Origin of the sequence: Thermosulfurimonas sp. F29 (assembly GCF_019688735.1) — a bacterium.
In the GTDB taxonomy this organism is placed as follows: Bacteria; Desulfobacterota; Thermodesulfobacteria; order Thermodesulfobacteriales; family Thermodesulfobacteriaceae; genus Thermosulfurimonas_A.
Genome location: NZ_JAIFYA010000001.1, coordinates 213,143 through 227,549 on the forward strand (window position 1 = coordinate 213,143; position 14,407 = coordinate 227,549).

The window sequence follows — 14,407 nt, forward strand, 5'->3', positions numbered from 1 at the left end:
CGCCTTAACCTTGACTCTTTCCATGGCCGACCTCCTCCTTAGTTTTATCTTTTACCGATTCGGGGTTTTCCAGCACGCGATAGGCCCCGGAGGGGAGCTCCCGCAGCCTCTCCCGGGGAAGCTCCACCTCCCGACCGTACCGGGCCAGATCCTCCTCGCTGTGAGGATAGGGACAGAATTCGTGTTTCCCGGGAATGTATCCGTGCACGGGACACACGGAAAAGGTGGGGGTGATGGAGAAGTAAGGAAGCCTGAAGTTTTCCACCACCGCCCGCACCAGCTCCCGAACCATCCGCGTGTCCGGGATCTCCTCGCCCACGAAAAGGTGCACCACCGTGCCTCCGGTAAAGAGGACCTGAAGATCGTCCTGGTGGGAGAGGATCTCGAAGATGTCGTCGGTGTAGCCCACCGGAAGGTGCACGGAGTTGGTGTAATAAGGCACCCGGTCCGTTCCGGCGGTCTTAATGCGCGGAAACTTCTTCTTGTCCAGGCGGGCCAGACGATAGCTGGCCCCTTCGGCCGGCGTGGCCTCGAGGTTGTAAAGGTTCCCGGTCTCCTCCTGAAAGTCCGCGAGCTTCTCCCGCATGAAACGCAGGACCTTTATGGCCCACTCCTTCCCCTCCGGGTGATAAATGGGCACCCCGAGGAAGTTGAGACAGGCCTCGTTCATGCCGATGATCCCGATGGTGGAAAAGTGGTTGCGCCAGTACTGCCCGGAGCACTCCTTGACCGGCTGAAGATAGACCCGGGAATAGGGATAAAGTCCCCGTTCGGTGAAGTCCTCGATGACCTTGCGCTTGATCTCGAGAGAGGTCTTGGCGAGCTCCATGAGATCGCTCAGGCGCTCGAAAAATTCCTCTTCACAGGTAGAGAGATAAGCGATGCGCGGCAGGTTGATGGTGACCACCCCGATAGAGCCCGTAAGCGGCGAGGCCCCAAAGAGCCCTCCGCCCCGTCTCTCAAGCTCCCGGTTGTCGAGTCTCAGGCGACAGCACATGGAACGGGCGTCCTCCGGACGCATGTCCGAGTTCACGAAATTGGCAAAGTAGGGAATGCCGTAACGCCGGGTCATCTCCCAGAGGGGCTCCAGGTTGGGATTCTCGTAGTCGAAATCCCGGGTGAGGTTGTAGGTGGGGATGGGGAAGGTAAAGATCCGGCCCTTGGCGTCGCCGGCAATCATTAGCTCGCAAAAGGCCCGGTTGATCATGTCCATTTCCTTCTGGAACTCGGCGTAGGTCTCCTCCTGCTCGCGGCCACCGATGATCACCGGAAGATCCTTTAGGGTCTCGGGGCACCTGAGGTCAAAGGTGAGGTTCGTGAAAGGGGTTTGGAAGCCTACCCTGGTGGGCACATTCACATTGAAGATGAATTCCTGGAGGCACTGCTTGACCTCCTCGTAGGAGAGCCGGTCGTAGCGCACGAAGGGGGCCAGCAGGGTATCGAAGTTGGAGAAGGCCTGGGCTCCGGCGGCCTCGCCCTGAAGGGTGTAAAAGAAGTTTACCACCTGGCCGAGGGCGCTCCGGAAGTGTTTGGGCGGAGCGCTTTCCACCTTTCCGGGGACTCCCCCGAAGCCCCGCTTGAGCAGATCGTAAAGATCCCACCCCACGCAGTATGGCCCAAGTATTCCTAAATCATGCACATGGAAGTCTCCCTCGAAGTGGGCCTCGCCCACCCTGGCCGGATAAAGCTTGTTCAGCCAGTAGCGAGCCACCACCGAGGAGGAAATGTGGAAGTTGAGCCCCTGGAGGCTGTAATTCATGTTGGAGTTTTCCTGAACCCGCCAGTCCTCCCGGGTGAGGTACTCCTCGATGAGGTTTACGCCGTCCACCAGGGCCTTGCCGAGCTCCCGGGCCTCCCGGCGCTTTTCCCGGTAGAGAATGTAGGCCTTGGCCGCCTCGGTAAAGCCCAGCTCCATCAGGGTCTTTTCCACCAGATCCTGGATCTGCTCCACATGAGGGACCCCGCCGTGCTTGAAGAACTGGCGATAGAGCTTTACCGCCACCGCATCCGCCACCTTCTCGGCCGCGGCCTTGTCCTTCTGCCCCACCGCCCGCAGGGCCTTGAAGACCGCCCGCACGATGCGATGCCGATTAAAAGGCTGAAACTTCCCGTCCCGCTTCCTGACCAAAGGCTCCATGACGCCTCCCCTCTCCCTGCATCCGTTTTTCTGCGATTATACCTACAGCATATAGGGTGTCAAGGTCAATAATATTACAACATATTGGTTAGTTACGAACCGTCCCCGGAAAGAAAAAAGGGGGCCGCACAGGCCCCCTGAGGAAGGCAGCGAAAGAAGGGGTGGCGTATTATCCCAGGGTGGGAAGCTTCCGCAGAGCCATCTTGATGAGCCCCCGGCGGGTGCGGGCCCGGACCTCCACATCCTCCCAGGTCCGCTTGCGCGGAGCAAAGTGTTTGAAGAGGAGCTCCAGGTTCTTCTCCTTGCCCATGAAGTAAACATTGGGGCCGATCTTCACCTTGTCGGACTCAAGCCTCCGGGCCTTGCCGCTGCGCACCAGTTTCGCCACCTCGGAGTTGGGGTCGGAGAGGTCACCGAAGATACGGGCGTCGGCGATGCAGGTCTTCACGCAGGCCGGAAGCTCACCCCGGGTCACCCGCTCGTAACAGAAGGTGCACTTGTCCGCCTTGGGCTCGTCCAAGGTATCGTTGAGATAACGGGCCCGATAAGGACAGGCCTCCACGCAGTTGCCGCAACCGATGCAGCGCTCCTTGTCGATGAGAACCGCACCGGTAAAGGGCTCCTTGTAGGTGGCCTTGATCTCCATGGTGACGGTCTTTCCGGTCTTGTAACACTTAAAGGTGCGCTTTTCGGGCTCCACCGGGCACACATCCACGCACACCGGATGGTCGCAGTGATTACAGAGCCCGGGGAAGAAGGTGAAGGCGATCTCCCCCTTGGAGGTGCGCTCAGGGCCCAGACGAAGCACCCAGTTTCGGCGATAGTCCCCGCCTTCCGCCGAAACCACCCCCAGCCACTGATCGTAATCGCCGATAAAAGAATATCCGTCGTAGTCCGGATTTACCGGAACCTGCCACTCCGCGCGACAGGCCACCGCGCAGGCGTGGCACCCCACACATCTATCTAAATCTATTACCATGGCCCACTGATGTTTCATTTTCGCCCTCCTTCATAAACTTTTTAGCAGCCCTCGATGGTCATCCTCTTGTGATGCTTCTTCTTTTTCATCATCTTTTCGCACTGGCCTCCCATCATCCCCGCGGCGGCCAGTTTAAAACGGGGAATCTCCGGGGGCAGCGGACGAAGTTCGGGGATGTCGAGCACCTTGCCGTCCTTGACTATCCGCACGAAGCTCGTGCGGTGACTGGAGGCCCCCATGAAGGGGTCCTGCACATAGTGAGTGATGAGGAACTGATCGCTAGCCCCTTTCCTGTAGGCCCGGCGAAGTTTCTGGGAAAGGCTTCCGAAGCCGTGAGGTAGGAAAATACAGTCAGGCCGGATACCCGGAGTGACCTTGGCCTTCACCGGGAGGGAACGCTTGCCGTCCTGATTCTCGAACACGATCTCGTCACCGTCCTTAATGCCCAGCTTGGCCGCCACCTCGTCGTTGATCCAGGCGTGGTTCTCGGGCCACTCGTGATGGAGCCACTCGTTGTTCATGGTGCGGCTGAAGGTGTGCACCGGCACGCGTCCGTAAATGAGCCGGGCAAACCCCTTGGGCGGAGCCGGCGTGGGCTCGAATACCGGCACCGGAGAGAAGTCCTCGTCCTCGAAGTCCTCAACGGCCAGATTAACCTTGAAACCCTTTTCTCCGAAAACATTCCGGAAGTTCTCTCGATCATAGGCCCCTTTCGCCGGAAGGGTTATTATCCCACCTTGCTCCTGAAGATCCTTAAGGGTAACATTCAGCGCTCTCAGTTTATCATTGATAATATCGGTCTCGTTTTCCGTGAAAAATATTTCGAACCCGAGCCGATGAGCCAGTTGCTTGGCTACCCACAGCGGAGTCCTAGCCTCCCCAAGAGGCTCTACTGCGGGCTGTCTGACCGTGACATAGCATTCCGGCAACCCGTCATATACATATACATCGTCATAGCGTTCCAGATAAACGGTATCCGGGAGGACGATATCCGACCAGAGAGCGGTCTCCGTGGGAAGAATTTCAAAGGAGAAGATAAAGTCCAGCTTCTTTATCGCTTCCATGGTCTGATAAGGATTAGGAATGGTTTGGAGGATATTTACCCCGCAGATACCCCAGGCCTTAATGGGATAGGGTTTGCCGGTAAGGGTGGCCTTAATGATCTCGTGGGTGGGACTTCCGGGAATGGGCCCAGAAAAGGGATACTTTTCCTTAAGAGGAGTATCCGAACTGCGGGGCTTGATCTCTCGCACGCAGCTTACCGGAGCCAAAGGCACATGGGTGGGGAAGTAAAGACCGCCGGGAGTCCCTACACTTCCAAAAAGGGCGGCCAGGATGGCCAGGGCCTGGTGGCGATACACATCGCCCTTGCCGTACCAGGCGGAATGCCGCCCCGGATGAATGAGGACATGCGGACGGGCCGCCGCCAGGATCTTTATGGCCTCCTCGATCTTGTCCTTGGGGAGATCGCAGATACGGGCGGCTTTCTCCAGCGTCCAGCCCTTGACCTTCTTCTTGAGAATCTCAAATCCCTCGCAGTACTTGGAGACGAATTCCTTATCGTAAAGATCGTGCTCAATGACATAGTTGATCCAGGCCAGAAGGAGGGCCGTATCCGTCCCGGGACGGATGGGAAGCCAGAGGTCCGCCTTGCCCGCCGCCACGGAAAAACGCGGATCCACTACTACCAGTTTGGCCCCCTTGGAAAGCCCGTCCACAAAGGACATCACATGGGAAACATGCACATTCTCTCCGATGTGGGAACCCACGAGAAGCATGGCCTTGGCGTTGGCCATGTCGGTGTACTGCATGGTACCGGAGGTGAGATACCCGAGAGAGGAGATGTAGGCCACGGCCACCGGCCCCACGCACTGGAAGAAGGCCGGCTCGTTGGAGTAGTTTTCCGTGCCCAGGGCCTTAAAGACCTCCCGCAAGGCCTCCGCCGAGGCACCGTGATCGAAGTAGGCGATGGCGTGAGGACCGTATTTCTCCTTAACCTTCTTGAGGTTGTACGCCACCTCGTCCAGGGCCTCGTCCCAGGAGATCTTCACGAACTTGCCCTCACCCCGCTCTCCCACTCTCTTGAGGGGATGGAGCACCCGGTCGGGATCGTAAAGGAGCTTCACCCCGGAATTGCCCCGGGCGCAGACCCGGGCCTTGTCCCCCCGACCGTTGGTGGGACTTTTGGGATTGCCCTCGATCTTGACCACCTTGCCGTGCTTCACCTTGGCCACGATGGGGCAGCGCCAGAAACACATCTCGCAGACCGAGGGAACCTCCTTGGCCCCCAGGCTTCCGGGAAGCTCCTCTCCGCCGGCCTCCGCGGCGTACGCCTTACGGAAAAGTCCCTCGGAACGGAGCCGAAGCCCGGCCAGAGCCAGCGAGGCCCCCGCCGAAAGTTTAAGAAAGTCCCTTCTTTTCATGAGCAACCTCCTCCCGCAATCTATTTGTGAGAAACAAAACCAGATCTCCCAGGGCCCTGTAAAAGGGCCGGGGTTGCGCCTGTCTCAGGGCCCCGAGAAATCGGGGATACCACTTCAAAAAGTGCTCGGTCAGGAACCTGGCCAGAAGGTCTCTCCTTCCCTCTTCAAGGAGAAGGGCCATAAAGGCCAGCTCGTAGGCCACATGATCGGCTAGATCCCCCTCCTCCACCGGCTGATAGCCGGCCTCCCGATAAAAGGCCAGGGCCTGATCGTAACCCTCCCCCTTGAGGCGCCGATCCCCGGAGAGATATACCGAGGCATAGGGAGGAGCCGGAGTGCGATAAGGTGAAGTAATAAAAAGGCGTGTGTATTCCACCCGGAGATCCTCCAGGTTCTCCCCCCCAAAATCTCCGTTCAGATAGAGCCCCAGCCTACGCCCCAAGGACACCAGATAAGGAATCAATTCGAGGAAAGAGGAATCCTCCGGATACAGAAAGGCCTCCGCCACCACACGCAAATCTTCGGACTTAAACATCAATCCTCCTACTACTCCGATATTAGAAATTTTTCAAGTCCAATTATAGCCATTTTCAGATACTTTTGAGGATGTTATGTCAATTTTATGTTTATATTTCAATAGCTTAGGTTTTAAAATTGTTAAAATGCATATGGCTAAAAATTGGAAGTAATTCTTTCCTATTTTTATCAGGAACACGATCAATCGAATTTCATTAATTTGATCCGAATATGTAAATATAAGAAAATTTTAACGATGAATTTGCAATTCGTCCTTAGGATGAAGCCTTTCAAAAAAATTAACATATTTTCTAAAAAATGAAAAATTACTTCCTCATTAAAACATCTTGTAAAAATATCCATTTTCTGGTTTGTATAGGCCCATGGCTTATATTCTTGAGGTACGGCGGCTCAGCAAGAGATTCGGAGCCCTCAGGGCGGTGGAGGATCTTTCCTTTACCGTGAGGAAGGGAACCATATCCGCCCTCATCGGCCCCAACGGCTCGGGAAAATCCACCACCTTTAACCTCATCACCGGACACCTCAAACCGGACGCCGGAGAGATTCTCTTCGAGGGACACCACCTGGAGGGGCTTCCCGCGGAAGCCGTGGCCCGCCTGGGAATAGCCCGCACCTTTCAAACCCCGCAGGTCTTCTCTCACCTTACCGTGCTCGAAAATGTGTTACTTGCCGTTTATCAGCACCTTCGGCCCGGAAGGCTTTCCGCCCTCCTGCGCACCCCGAGTTTTTTTCGTAAGGAAAAGGGGGCCCGGGAGGAAGCCCTTTACTGGCTGGAAAGATTCTTTCTGGCCGACGAGGCCGCGCGCAGGGCCTCGGAACTTCCCCTGGGCAAACTCCGCTACCTGGAACTGGCCCGGGCCCTGGCCCTGCGGCCCAAACTCCTCCTCCTCGACGAGGCCGCCTCCGGACTCGACCCCCGGGAAAAAGAGGACCTGGCCCGAATCCTTTCGCAACTTCCCCGAGAGGGACTCACCCTCTTCTGGGTGGAGCACGACCTGAACCTCCTTATGGAGCTGGCCGAAGAGGTGATCGTGCTCGATCAGGGGCGTAAGATCGCCCAGGGACCTCCGGCGGAGATCCAGAAGGATCCCAGGGTAATTCAGGTATACCTGGGAGAGGAATGATGCTTGAGGTGCGCAATCTTCACCTTTCCTACGGGAAACTGAATGTACTGCGCGGGATCTCCCTGCATGTGGAGGAGGGAGAGATCGTGTGTCTTCTGGGGAGCAACGGGGCCGGAAAGAGCAGTCTTCTTCTCACTCTCATTGGAATCAATCGTCCCCGAAAGGGACGGATCTTCTTCGAGGGCCGGGACATCACCGGCTGGCCCCCTCAAAAGCTGGTGGGCATGGGCCTGAGCCTGGTGCCGGAGGGAAGACAGATCTTTTATCCCCTCACGGTGGAGGAAAACCTGATTCTGGGGGCCTATCATCGCTTCGTAAGAGAGGGAAAGCGGGCGGTCATGGCGGATCTGGAGCGGGTTTACGAGCTCTTTCCCAGGTTGCGGGAGCGACGCAAACAGAAAGCCGGCACTCTTTCCGGAGGAGAGCAACAAATGCTGGCCCTGGGGCGGGCCTTCATGGCCCGTCCCAGACTCCTTCTTCTCGATGAACCCTCTCTGGGACTTGCGCCGAAGGTGGTGGACCTCATCATGCACACCATAGTGGAACTCAACAGGGAAGGCCTCACCGTTCTACTGGTGGAACAAAACGCCCGCAAGGCCCTGTCCATAGCTCACCGGGCCTATGTGCTGGAGACCGGACGCATCACCCTCCAGGGACCGGCCCGGGAACTCCTTCACGACGAGGAGGTAAAAAGGGCCTATCTGGGCAAGGACTACCGGGAATTCACCGAGGGGAGGGGAAGCCCATGAGCATCGAAAATCCGGAATACCTGAGCCCGGAGGAATGGCGCCAGTGGCACACCGAGCTCCTCCAGAGCACCCTGAACCGGATCTATCAGAGGGTTCCCTTCTACCGGGAGCGCCTGGAGGAAAGCGGACTTCTGCCCGAGGACCTGCGTGCTCCGGAGGACCTGATCCGCTTTCCCGTCACCACCCGGGAGGATCTATCCGCCCACTACCCCTACGAACTCTTCGCGGTACCCCTGCGCGACATCGTACGCCTTCGGGCCTTCCCCTGGTGGCCCAACCCCATAGTAAAGGGGTACACCCTGCAGGATGTGGAAAACCTGCGGCAGCTCTGCGTAAGATTCCTCAAAGCCTGCGGGCTGCGCCCGGAGGACATCGTTTTCATCTCCTTTGAGCCAGGCATGGCCGCCTGGACGGAGGACCTTCGCGAGGCTGCCGAGGCCGTGGGAGCCGCGGTCATCCCCCCGGCTCCCCGAACCCCTGAGGTGAGCCTCCGCATTCTCCGGGACTTCCGGGCCTCGGTGGTGATCACCACCCCCTCGCTCGCCCTGCGTTATCTCAGGGTTTGCGAAAGGCGGGGCTTGAGGCCCCCGGAAAGTCTCAGGCTCCTCATTCTGGTGGGGGAAGAACTTAAAGGACGGGATCGGGCCCTCCTGGAAGAGTTCTTCGGGGCCGAATCCCGGCTGGGTTACGGTATCTCCGAGGTCCTGGGGCCCGGCCTGGCCTACGAATGTGAGGCCCGAAGGGGACTGCACCTGGCCTCGGATCATGTGTTTGCCGAGGTCATTCACCCCGAAAAGGGGACGCCCGCCGAGGAGGGGGAACTGGTGCTCACCACCCTTCGGGTAAGGGCCAATCCGCTCCTGCGTTTCCTCACCGGAGACCGGGTCCGGATAACCCACGAACCGTGTCCCTGCGGAAGAACCACGCCGCGGTTTCTCTCCATCGAGGCCGGAAGCGGCCGGGTGCTTTCCTTCAGGGGCATAAAGGTGCCCCGGAAGGTGCTCGAGGGACTGCTGGAGGAGGTGTACGGCCGAAAACCACGCTACCGGCTAAGGATCGTGGGGGAGGAACCGGAAAGCGAACTTCTCGTGGAACTGGTGATGGAGGAATCCCTCTTTCGGCCGAGCATCGTGGAACTCCACGAGGAGGCCCATCGCCTGGAGCGGGCCTTTTTCGAGTTCCTCGGACTGCCCTGCAGGGTCAGGTGGGTGGAGGGTTAACGATAATCCTTTAAGGGGTCCAGGATCCGGGTCCTCACCCAGCGGGGATCCAGCCATTCTATAGGGGTCACGAACACCCCCTGCACCAGGACGGAGAAGTGGAGGTGATCGCCTCCGGCCAGTCCGGTGGTGTCGGTGTGGCCGATGGTCTGGCCCGCGGAGACCTCCTCCCCCACCTGCACCTCAATCCCGGCCAGGTGGGCGTAAAGGGTATAAAGCCCCAGCCCGTGATCCAGGATCACGGTGTTTCCGTAAATGCCCAGGTAGTCCGCAAACACCACCCGGCCGGGCGCGGCGGCGGGTACCGGGCTTCGGGCCACCGAGGCCAGATCCAGCCCCAGGTGCCAGGCCCGGGAGACCTTCCGCCCCCGGTAATAATAGGTGCGAAACTCCCCGAAGTCGGCTCTCTTGGCCGCGTGAGGCAGGGCTCGAAGGGCTCCCGAAATCCGAAAGGGGGCCTCCGAGGGACGGGAGGTGATCTCCGCAATGGTTTTATTGTTCCGACGGCGCAGGGTTTCGTTAACCCAGATAAAGGTCCCGAGCAGGTCGTTTTTCTGGGCCTCGGGATAGCGGGAGATAAACTCCGGCATCTTAAAGTTGAGGAACCGATCACTGAGACGCATGCGCACCCTGGGGAAACGGCGCCTCTTCAGGTAATAACTCACCGGGAGCTCCAGTCGATTGCCGGCCCCGTCCTCGGCCAGCACCACGAACTTCCGCACCACCTTTTCCGTCACCGGGAGGGCCACCAGAGCGGCGTACGCCCCCTGCTTCAGGGGATAGCCCCGGAAAAAACGGTCGTTGAGGAGGACCCCCGTGCGAGCGGGCTTCTCCCCCACCCGATAGAGCACCAGGGCCGAGCCCCCCGGAGCCAGGTAAACCGTGCGGGAAAGGACGGTCACCCGAGGAGGAGTGAGATCCAGGGTAAAGGGAACCCGTTTCACGGAAAGGTTTCCCCGAAGACGGTTACGCCAGGAGGCATCCGCTGCGGAAACCACGAGCACCGCCGGCCCCTCGGAAAGGCCCTTTTCCACCGGAGAGACGGAAAAGGAGATCTCCCGGCTGTGAACCCGCGACCCCCGGAGAAAGGAAACCGGCCAGCCGAGTTCCTTTAGGAGGATCTTCTTCCTTCCCTGAACCAGATAAACCGAAAGCTCGCGCAATCCGGAATGTCGGTCCTCGGCCCGCACGGTAAAAGTGAGCTTCCGTCCGGCCAATTTCGGAAGCCCCTTCACCTCTATCACCGGAGGGTGGCTCTCCAGCTTTACGAAGAAGACGAAGACCGCAGCCCCGCACAGGGCCAGAAGCAGCAAAAGAAGCATCCCCTTCAGTACGGACTTCATGGCCTCACTCCTACCCTTTTCAGGATTTTTCTACTATAACAGAAGGGATGAAACCCAGAAAGCACGGGCTTGCGGTCCTCGTGATGCTGATCTTCGTCTGGGGGAGCGCCTTTTCCCTTCCGGAAATCCACCGTCCGGAACTTTCCCCCTACGCCCGTTATCGTCTCTCCCGAATTCCCCTTATCCGGCGATTCGTCAAGCCTCCCACCCCTCCGGAAAAGGCCTATCAGGAAACGCGCAGGCTGGTGGAGAAACTTAGGGAGGAGGGGGCCGATATTTATGCGCCGGATCTGTTTTCCCGGGTGGAAAAAAAGTGGGAAAGGGCCCGAACCTATTACCGAACCGGGCACTACGACTGGGCCGAGACCTACTTCAGGGAGATCGCGGAGCTCGGGAGGAAGGCCCTGGAGGAAACGCGTCGGCGCCGGGAGGCCAGGAAGAGAGCCGCCGAGGAGGTACTGAAGAAACTCCGTCGCAGTTTCGAGGCCCGGCGCGAAAGGCTTTCTCCGGAAAAGAGGCTCCGGATCGCGCTGGCCCTCTGGCGCCTGGAACTCCTCATCCAGCTCGAACAGTTCGAGGACTTTCGTCGGGAGGCCCGGCGCATAAGCCAAACCTACGGTCTTTAACCCTTCAGACGGCCTCCCTTGCGCAAAATCCGCTTATCTCCCACCCGGATGGTGACCTTCTCCCGATCAAGGTATTCCAGGAGGGGAATGAGATACTTGCGGGAGGCCCCGCCGGTTAGCCTGCGGAAGTCCCCCACCCCCATCTCCCCGTGCTTCCTGAGATAATCCACCGCCAGCTTCCGGGCCCTCTCGAGAGCCTCCCGATGGAAATAGAGCTTCTCGGAAAGCCGCACCAGGACCCCATCCTGCACCAGCACCTCGAAGAGATCCAGGGCCAGACGGGGACGATCACGGAAACGGGAAAGGGCCTCCTCCGGGTCCGGCGGGGTGAAACCGGCCTTCCTGAAGATCTCTTCGATCTCTCTTTTCAGGGCCTCGGCCTCCTCCGGAAGCACCGGACGATGGGTGGAAAGACGCAGAAATTCCCTCTCGGCGGAGATGCGTCCCGCGGCAAGGAGTTCCGAGAGCGCAGCCTCAAAGATCCTGGAGGAGGCTCGATCCGAAACCCGGGCCCGGAGTTCCTCCTTGGTCAGGCCGGGTTTCAGGGGAAAACGCTCGTGAAATCCGGCCAGGGCCCGGAGTATTTCCTCCTTGAATTCCTCGAAGGCCCGGCGTGAAATCAGCACGGATTCCTCCTCGCCGGGAACCCGCACCACCTCGTCCCCGAGCTCCGCCAGGAGCCGATCCCAGGAATCCCCGAACACCGAGACCTTAAAACGCAGGAGGGATTCCCTGAGCCCGGCCTCCCGGGCCTTTTCCAGGTGATACAGAAGGACCTCCCGATCCCCTCCCCGCCGGAGCCGTTCGAGTTCCTCCCTTTCCCACGGCTTGGTGCGCTTTCTCCGGCGGGCGAGAGGATTGAGCACCCGCCCTCCCCCCACCGTCACCAGCGGGCTTCCGGACCGGATGACGAAACGGTCGCCCCGCAGGCACACCACCGGTTCCGAAAGCCTGACCTGTACCACATCCCTTTCCCCGGGCTCAAGCCGGTCTTTCCCGAAAAGGACCATCTCTCCCATGATCTCGGCGGTTCCGAGATGGAAGTGAACCTTCTCCAGGTTCCTGAGGGGCCGGGGAGCACTCTTGAGGTATAAAAGTTCGAGGTCAAGGATCTGCGAAGGCCGGAGCACCCCCGGTTCCGCCACCACATCCCCCCGGGAGACCTCCTCCTTCTCCACTCCCTGAAGGTTAAGCGCCGTGCGCATGCCGGCCAGGGCCTCCTCCCTCTCCTCTCCGTGGCTCTGAATGCGCCGCACCCTGGCCAGGACCCCTTTGGGATAGACCTCCACCTCCTGGCCCACCTCAAGACGGCCGGAAAGGGCCGTGCCCGTAACCACCGTGCCGAAGCCCTTCACGGTAAAGACCCGATCCACCGGGAGCCGAAAGGGGCCCTCGAGCGATCGATCCGGAACCTTCCGAACCAGCTCGTCCAGAATCTCTACCAGCCGGTCGAGCCCCTCACCGGTCACCGCGGAGACCGCCACCATGGGGGCCGCCTCCAGGAAAGTCCCTTTAAGGGCCTCGCGGACCTCTTCCCTGACCAGCTCCAGCCACTCCTCGTCCACCAGGTCCTTCTTGGTGAGGACCACCAGCCCGGCCTTTACCCCCAGAAGTTCGCAGATCTCCAGGTGTTCGCGGGTCTGGGGACGCACCCCCTCGTCCGCGGCCACCACCAGGGCCACCAGGTCCACCCCCGCGGCCCCGGCCACCATGGTGCGCACGAACCGTTCGTGACCCGGCACATCCACGATGCCCACGCGCACCCCGGAGGGCAAATCCAGACGGGCAAATCCCAGCTCTATGGTGATACCCCGCTCCTTCTCCTCCTTCAGGCGATCGGTGTCCACCCCGGTCAGGGCCTTGACCAGGGTGGTCTTTCCGTGATCCACATGCCCGGCGGTCCCCAGAACGACCCGCTTCATGAGGGCGCGTCTCCGGCCTTTACGAGATTTACCTTCCGACCCAGGAAGATCTGGGCTATGCGGCTGAAATTCGGCGTGAGATCGGATACCAGAATAAGGGGTTCCCCGTCTTTTTCAAGCTCCAGGGCCAGTCGGGGATGGGTCTCGAGATAGGCCCTTACCTCCTCGGCCAGCTCCTCCGCAGGATCCACTAGGGTCACGCGCTTTCCGGCCTTGGCCTGGATGACCTTCTTAAGTACCGGATAATGGGTGCAGCCCAGGACGAGGGTGTCTATACCGCGCATCTTGAGGGGGAGGAGACACTTCTTCACGATCATACGGGTCTCGGGCTTTTTTATCCAGCCCTCCTCCACCAGGGGCACCAGGAGGGGGCAGGGATTTCCGTAAACCTTCACCTCCGGATCGCGGGCGGTAAGGAGCCGCTGATAGATCCCGCTTTCTATGGTGGCCCGGGTGCCGATCACCCCTATGACCTTCCGGCGCGTCACGGAGAGGGCCTTTTTCACCGACGGGGTAACCACCTCAAAGATGGGAAGGTCCGGGAACCTTTCCCGGAGGGCCTCCGTAGCCACGGAGGAGGCCGAATGACAGGCCACCACTATCATCCTGGCCCCGTGGCGCAACAGGAATTCGGTATCCTCGATGGCGTAGCGAACGATGGTCTCGGGACTTTTGGTTCCGTAGGGGGTGCGGGCCGTGTCTCCGAAATAGACAAAACGATATCCGGGAAGCCGGCGCACCAGCTCCCGCAACACGGTCAGCCCACCTATACCGGAATCGAAGACCCCGATCAAAGGATCAGCCTGACCTCCCCGCGTCGAACCTGCGCCAGCCGAAGCCGGGTCTGACATTCGGGGCAGAAGTCCGTCCCCTTAAGATCCAGTTCCATGAGGGATGAGGGGGGATGCATGACACAACGGGGATTGGGGCAGGAGGGAAGCCCCAGGAGATGTCCCAGGGCCCGAATGGCCTCCTTGCGCAGCCTTTCCACGAAGAGACTCTCCGGCTCGGGACCAAAAAGGAATTCCTGGAGCTGACGGGCCGAAACCAGGGCCGCCCGGGCCGAGAAACTCACCTCCGTAAACACGAGAGGGGTCCTCGGGGAATAGACCTCCTCACCGCAAACCCCCAGGACGAAGTCCACCTCCGGAGAAAGGGAACGCAGAAAGTCGGCCAGGTAGGGAGCAAAGAACTTGCGCAGCCGGGGATGAAAGGCCGCAGCCGGTGGGGGAACCGGACGGGTCAGTTCCACCTGCACGCGCCAGAAATCCGAAAGCTCCTGAAGCAACCGTTCAAGCCAGGGGCCGAAGACCCGTCCGATGGGCACCACCAGAATGCGCCGCATGT

Annotated in this window: 12 protein-coding genes; 4 read left to right on the plus strand and 8 right to left on the minus strand. The window is 59.7% G+C overall.

Annotated features, from left to right (window positions below):
* Positions 1-4 precede the first annotated feature (4 nt).
* The 4 genes from K3767_RS01055 to K3767_RS01070 all read right to left on the minus strand — a co-directional run bounded on the left by K3767_RS01055 (position 5) and on the right by K3767_RS01070 (position 6,074).
* A complete protein-coding gene (locus tag K3767_RS01055; RefSeq protein ID WP_221171712.1) occupies positions 5-2,137 on the minus strand; it encodes a ribonucleoside triphosphate reductase in 2,133 nt (710 codons plus the stop codon).
* Positions 2,138-2,306: 169 nt separating this feature from the next.
* Complete coding sequence (locus tag K3767_RS01060) at positions 2,307-3,134, minus strand: 4Fe-4S dicluster domain-containing protein (protein ID WP_221171713.1); 828 nt, start codon at positions 3,132-3,134, stop codon at positions 2,307-2,309.
* 23 nt (positions 3,135-3,157) lie between these two features.
* Positions 3,158-5,539, minus strand: a complete 2,382-nt coding sequence (locus K3767_RS01065) for a molybdopterin-dependent oxidoreductase (RefSeq protein WP_221171714.1) — start codon at positions 5,537-5,539, stop codon at positions 3,158-3,160.
* Positions 5,517-6,074 (minus strand): molecular chaperone, encoded by a 558-nt coding sequence (locus K3767_RS01070; RefSeq protein ID WP_221171715.1) that lies wholly within the window; start codon positions 6,072-6,074, stop codon positions 5,517-5,519. Before K3767_RS01070 ends, K3767_RS01065 begins: the two co-directional genes overlap by 23 nt.
* Positions 6,075-6,438: 364 nt before the next feature.
* Between K3767_RS01070 and K3767_RS01075 the strand changes: the two genes are divergently transcribed.
* Genes K3767_RS01075 through K3767_RS01085 form a run of 3 tightly spaced genes read left to right on the plus strand, consistent with a single transcriptional unit; the run spans position 6,439 to position 9,169 of the window.
* Positions 6,439-7,200: an ABC transporter ATP-binding protein gene (locus tag K3767_RS01075; RefSeq protein ID WP_221171716.1), complete on the plus strand. Its 762-nt coding sequence runs from the start codon at positions 6,439-6,441 to the stop codon at positions 7,198-7,200.
* Positions 7,200-7,949 (plus strand): ABC transporter ATP-binding protein, encoded by a 750-nt coding sequence (locus K3767_RS01080; RefSeq protein WP_221172370.1) that lies wholly within the window; start codon positions 7,200-7,202, stop codon positions 7,947-7,949. The genes K3767_RS01075 and K3767_RS01080 overlap by 1 nt, the downstream gene beginning before the upstream one ends.
* A complete protein-coding gene (locus K3767_RS01085; RefSeq protein ID WP_221171717.1) occupies positions 7,946-9,169 on the plus strand; it encodes a phenylacetate--CoA ligase family protein in 1,224 nt (407 codons plus the stop codon). The genes K3767_RS01080 and K3767_RS01085 overlap by 4 nt, the downstream gene beginning before the upstream one ends.
* Here the strand turns inward: K3767_RS01085 and K3767_RS01090 are convergent.
* Entirely contained in the window at positions 9,166-10,512 is a 1,347-nt protein-coding gene (locus K3767_RS01090; RefSeq protein ID WP_221171718.1) for a M23 family metallopeptidase, read from the minus strand. The genes K3767_RS01085 and K3767_RS01090 overlap by 4 nt on opposite strands.
* A gap of 47 nt (positions 10,513-10,559) precedes the next feature.
* On the opposite strand from K3767_RS01090, the gene K3767_RS01095 reads away from it, so the two are divergent.
* Positions 10,560-11,138 carry a hypothetical protein gene (locus K3767_RS01095; RefSeq protein ID WP_221171719.1) on the plus strand — a complete coding sequence of 193 codons (579 nt, stop codon included), beginning with the start codon at positions 10,560-10,562 and terminating at the stop codon, positions 11,136-11,138.
* Here K3767_RS01095 and selB read toward each other — a convergent pair.
* Genes selB through K3767_RS01110 form a run of 3 tightly spaced genes read right to left on the minus strand, consistent with a single transcriptional unit; the run spans position 11,135 to position 14,405 of the window.
* Complete coding sequence (selB, locus tag K3767_RS01100) at positions 11,135-13,060, minus strand: selenocysteine-specific translation elongation factor (protein ID WP_221171720.1); 1,926 nt, start codon at positions 13,058-13,060, stop codon at positions 11,135-11,137. The two genes, K3767_RS01095 and selB, sit on opposite strands and share 4 nt — an antisense overlap.
* Positions 13,057-13,854, minus strand: a complete 798-nt coding sequence (murI, locus tag K3767_RS01105; RefSeq protein ID WP_221171721.1) for a glutamate racemase — start codon at positions 13,852-13,854, stop codon at positions 13,057-13,059. Before murI ends, selB begins: the two co-directional genes overlap by 4 nt.
* Positions 13,851-14,405 carry an archaemetzincin gene (locus K3767_RS01110; RefSeq protein WP_221171722.1) on the minus strand — a complete coding sequence of 185 codons (555 nt, stop codon included), beginning with the start codon at positions 14,403-14,405 and terminating at the stop codon, positions 13,851-13,853. Before K3767_RS01110 ends, murI begins: the two co-directional genes overlap by 4 nt.
* Positions 14,406-14,407 lie beyond the last annotated feature (2 nt).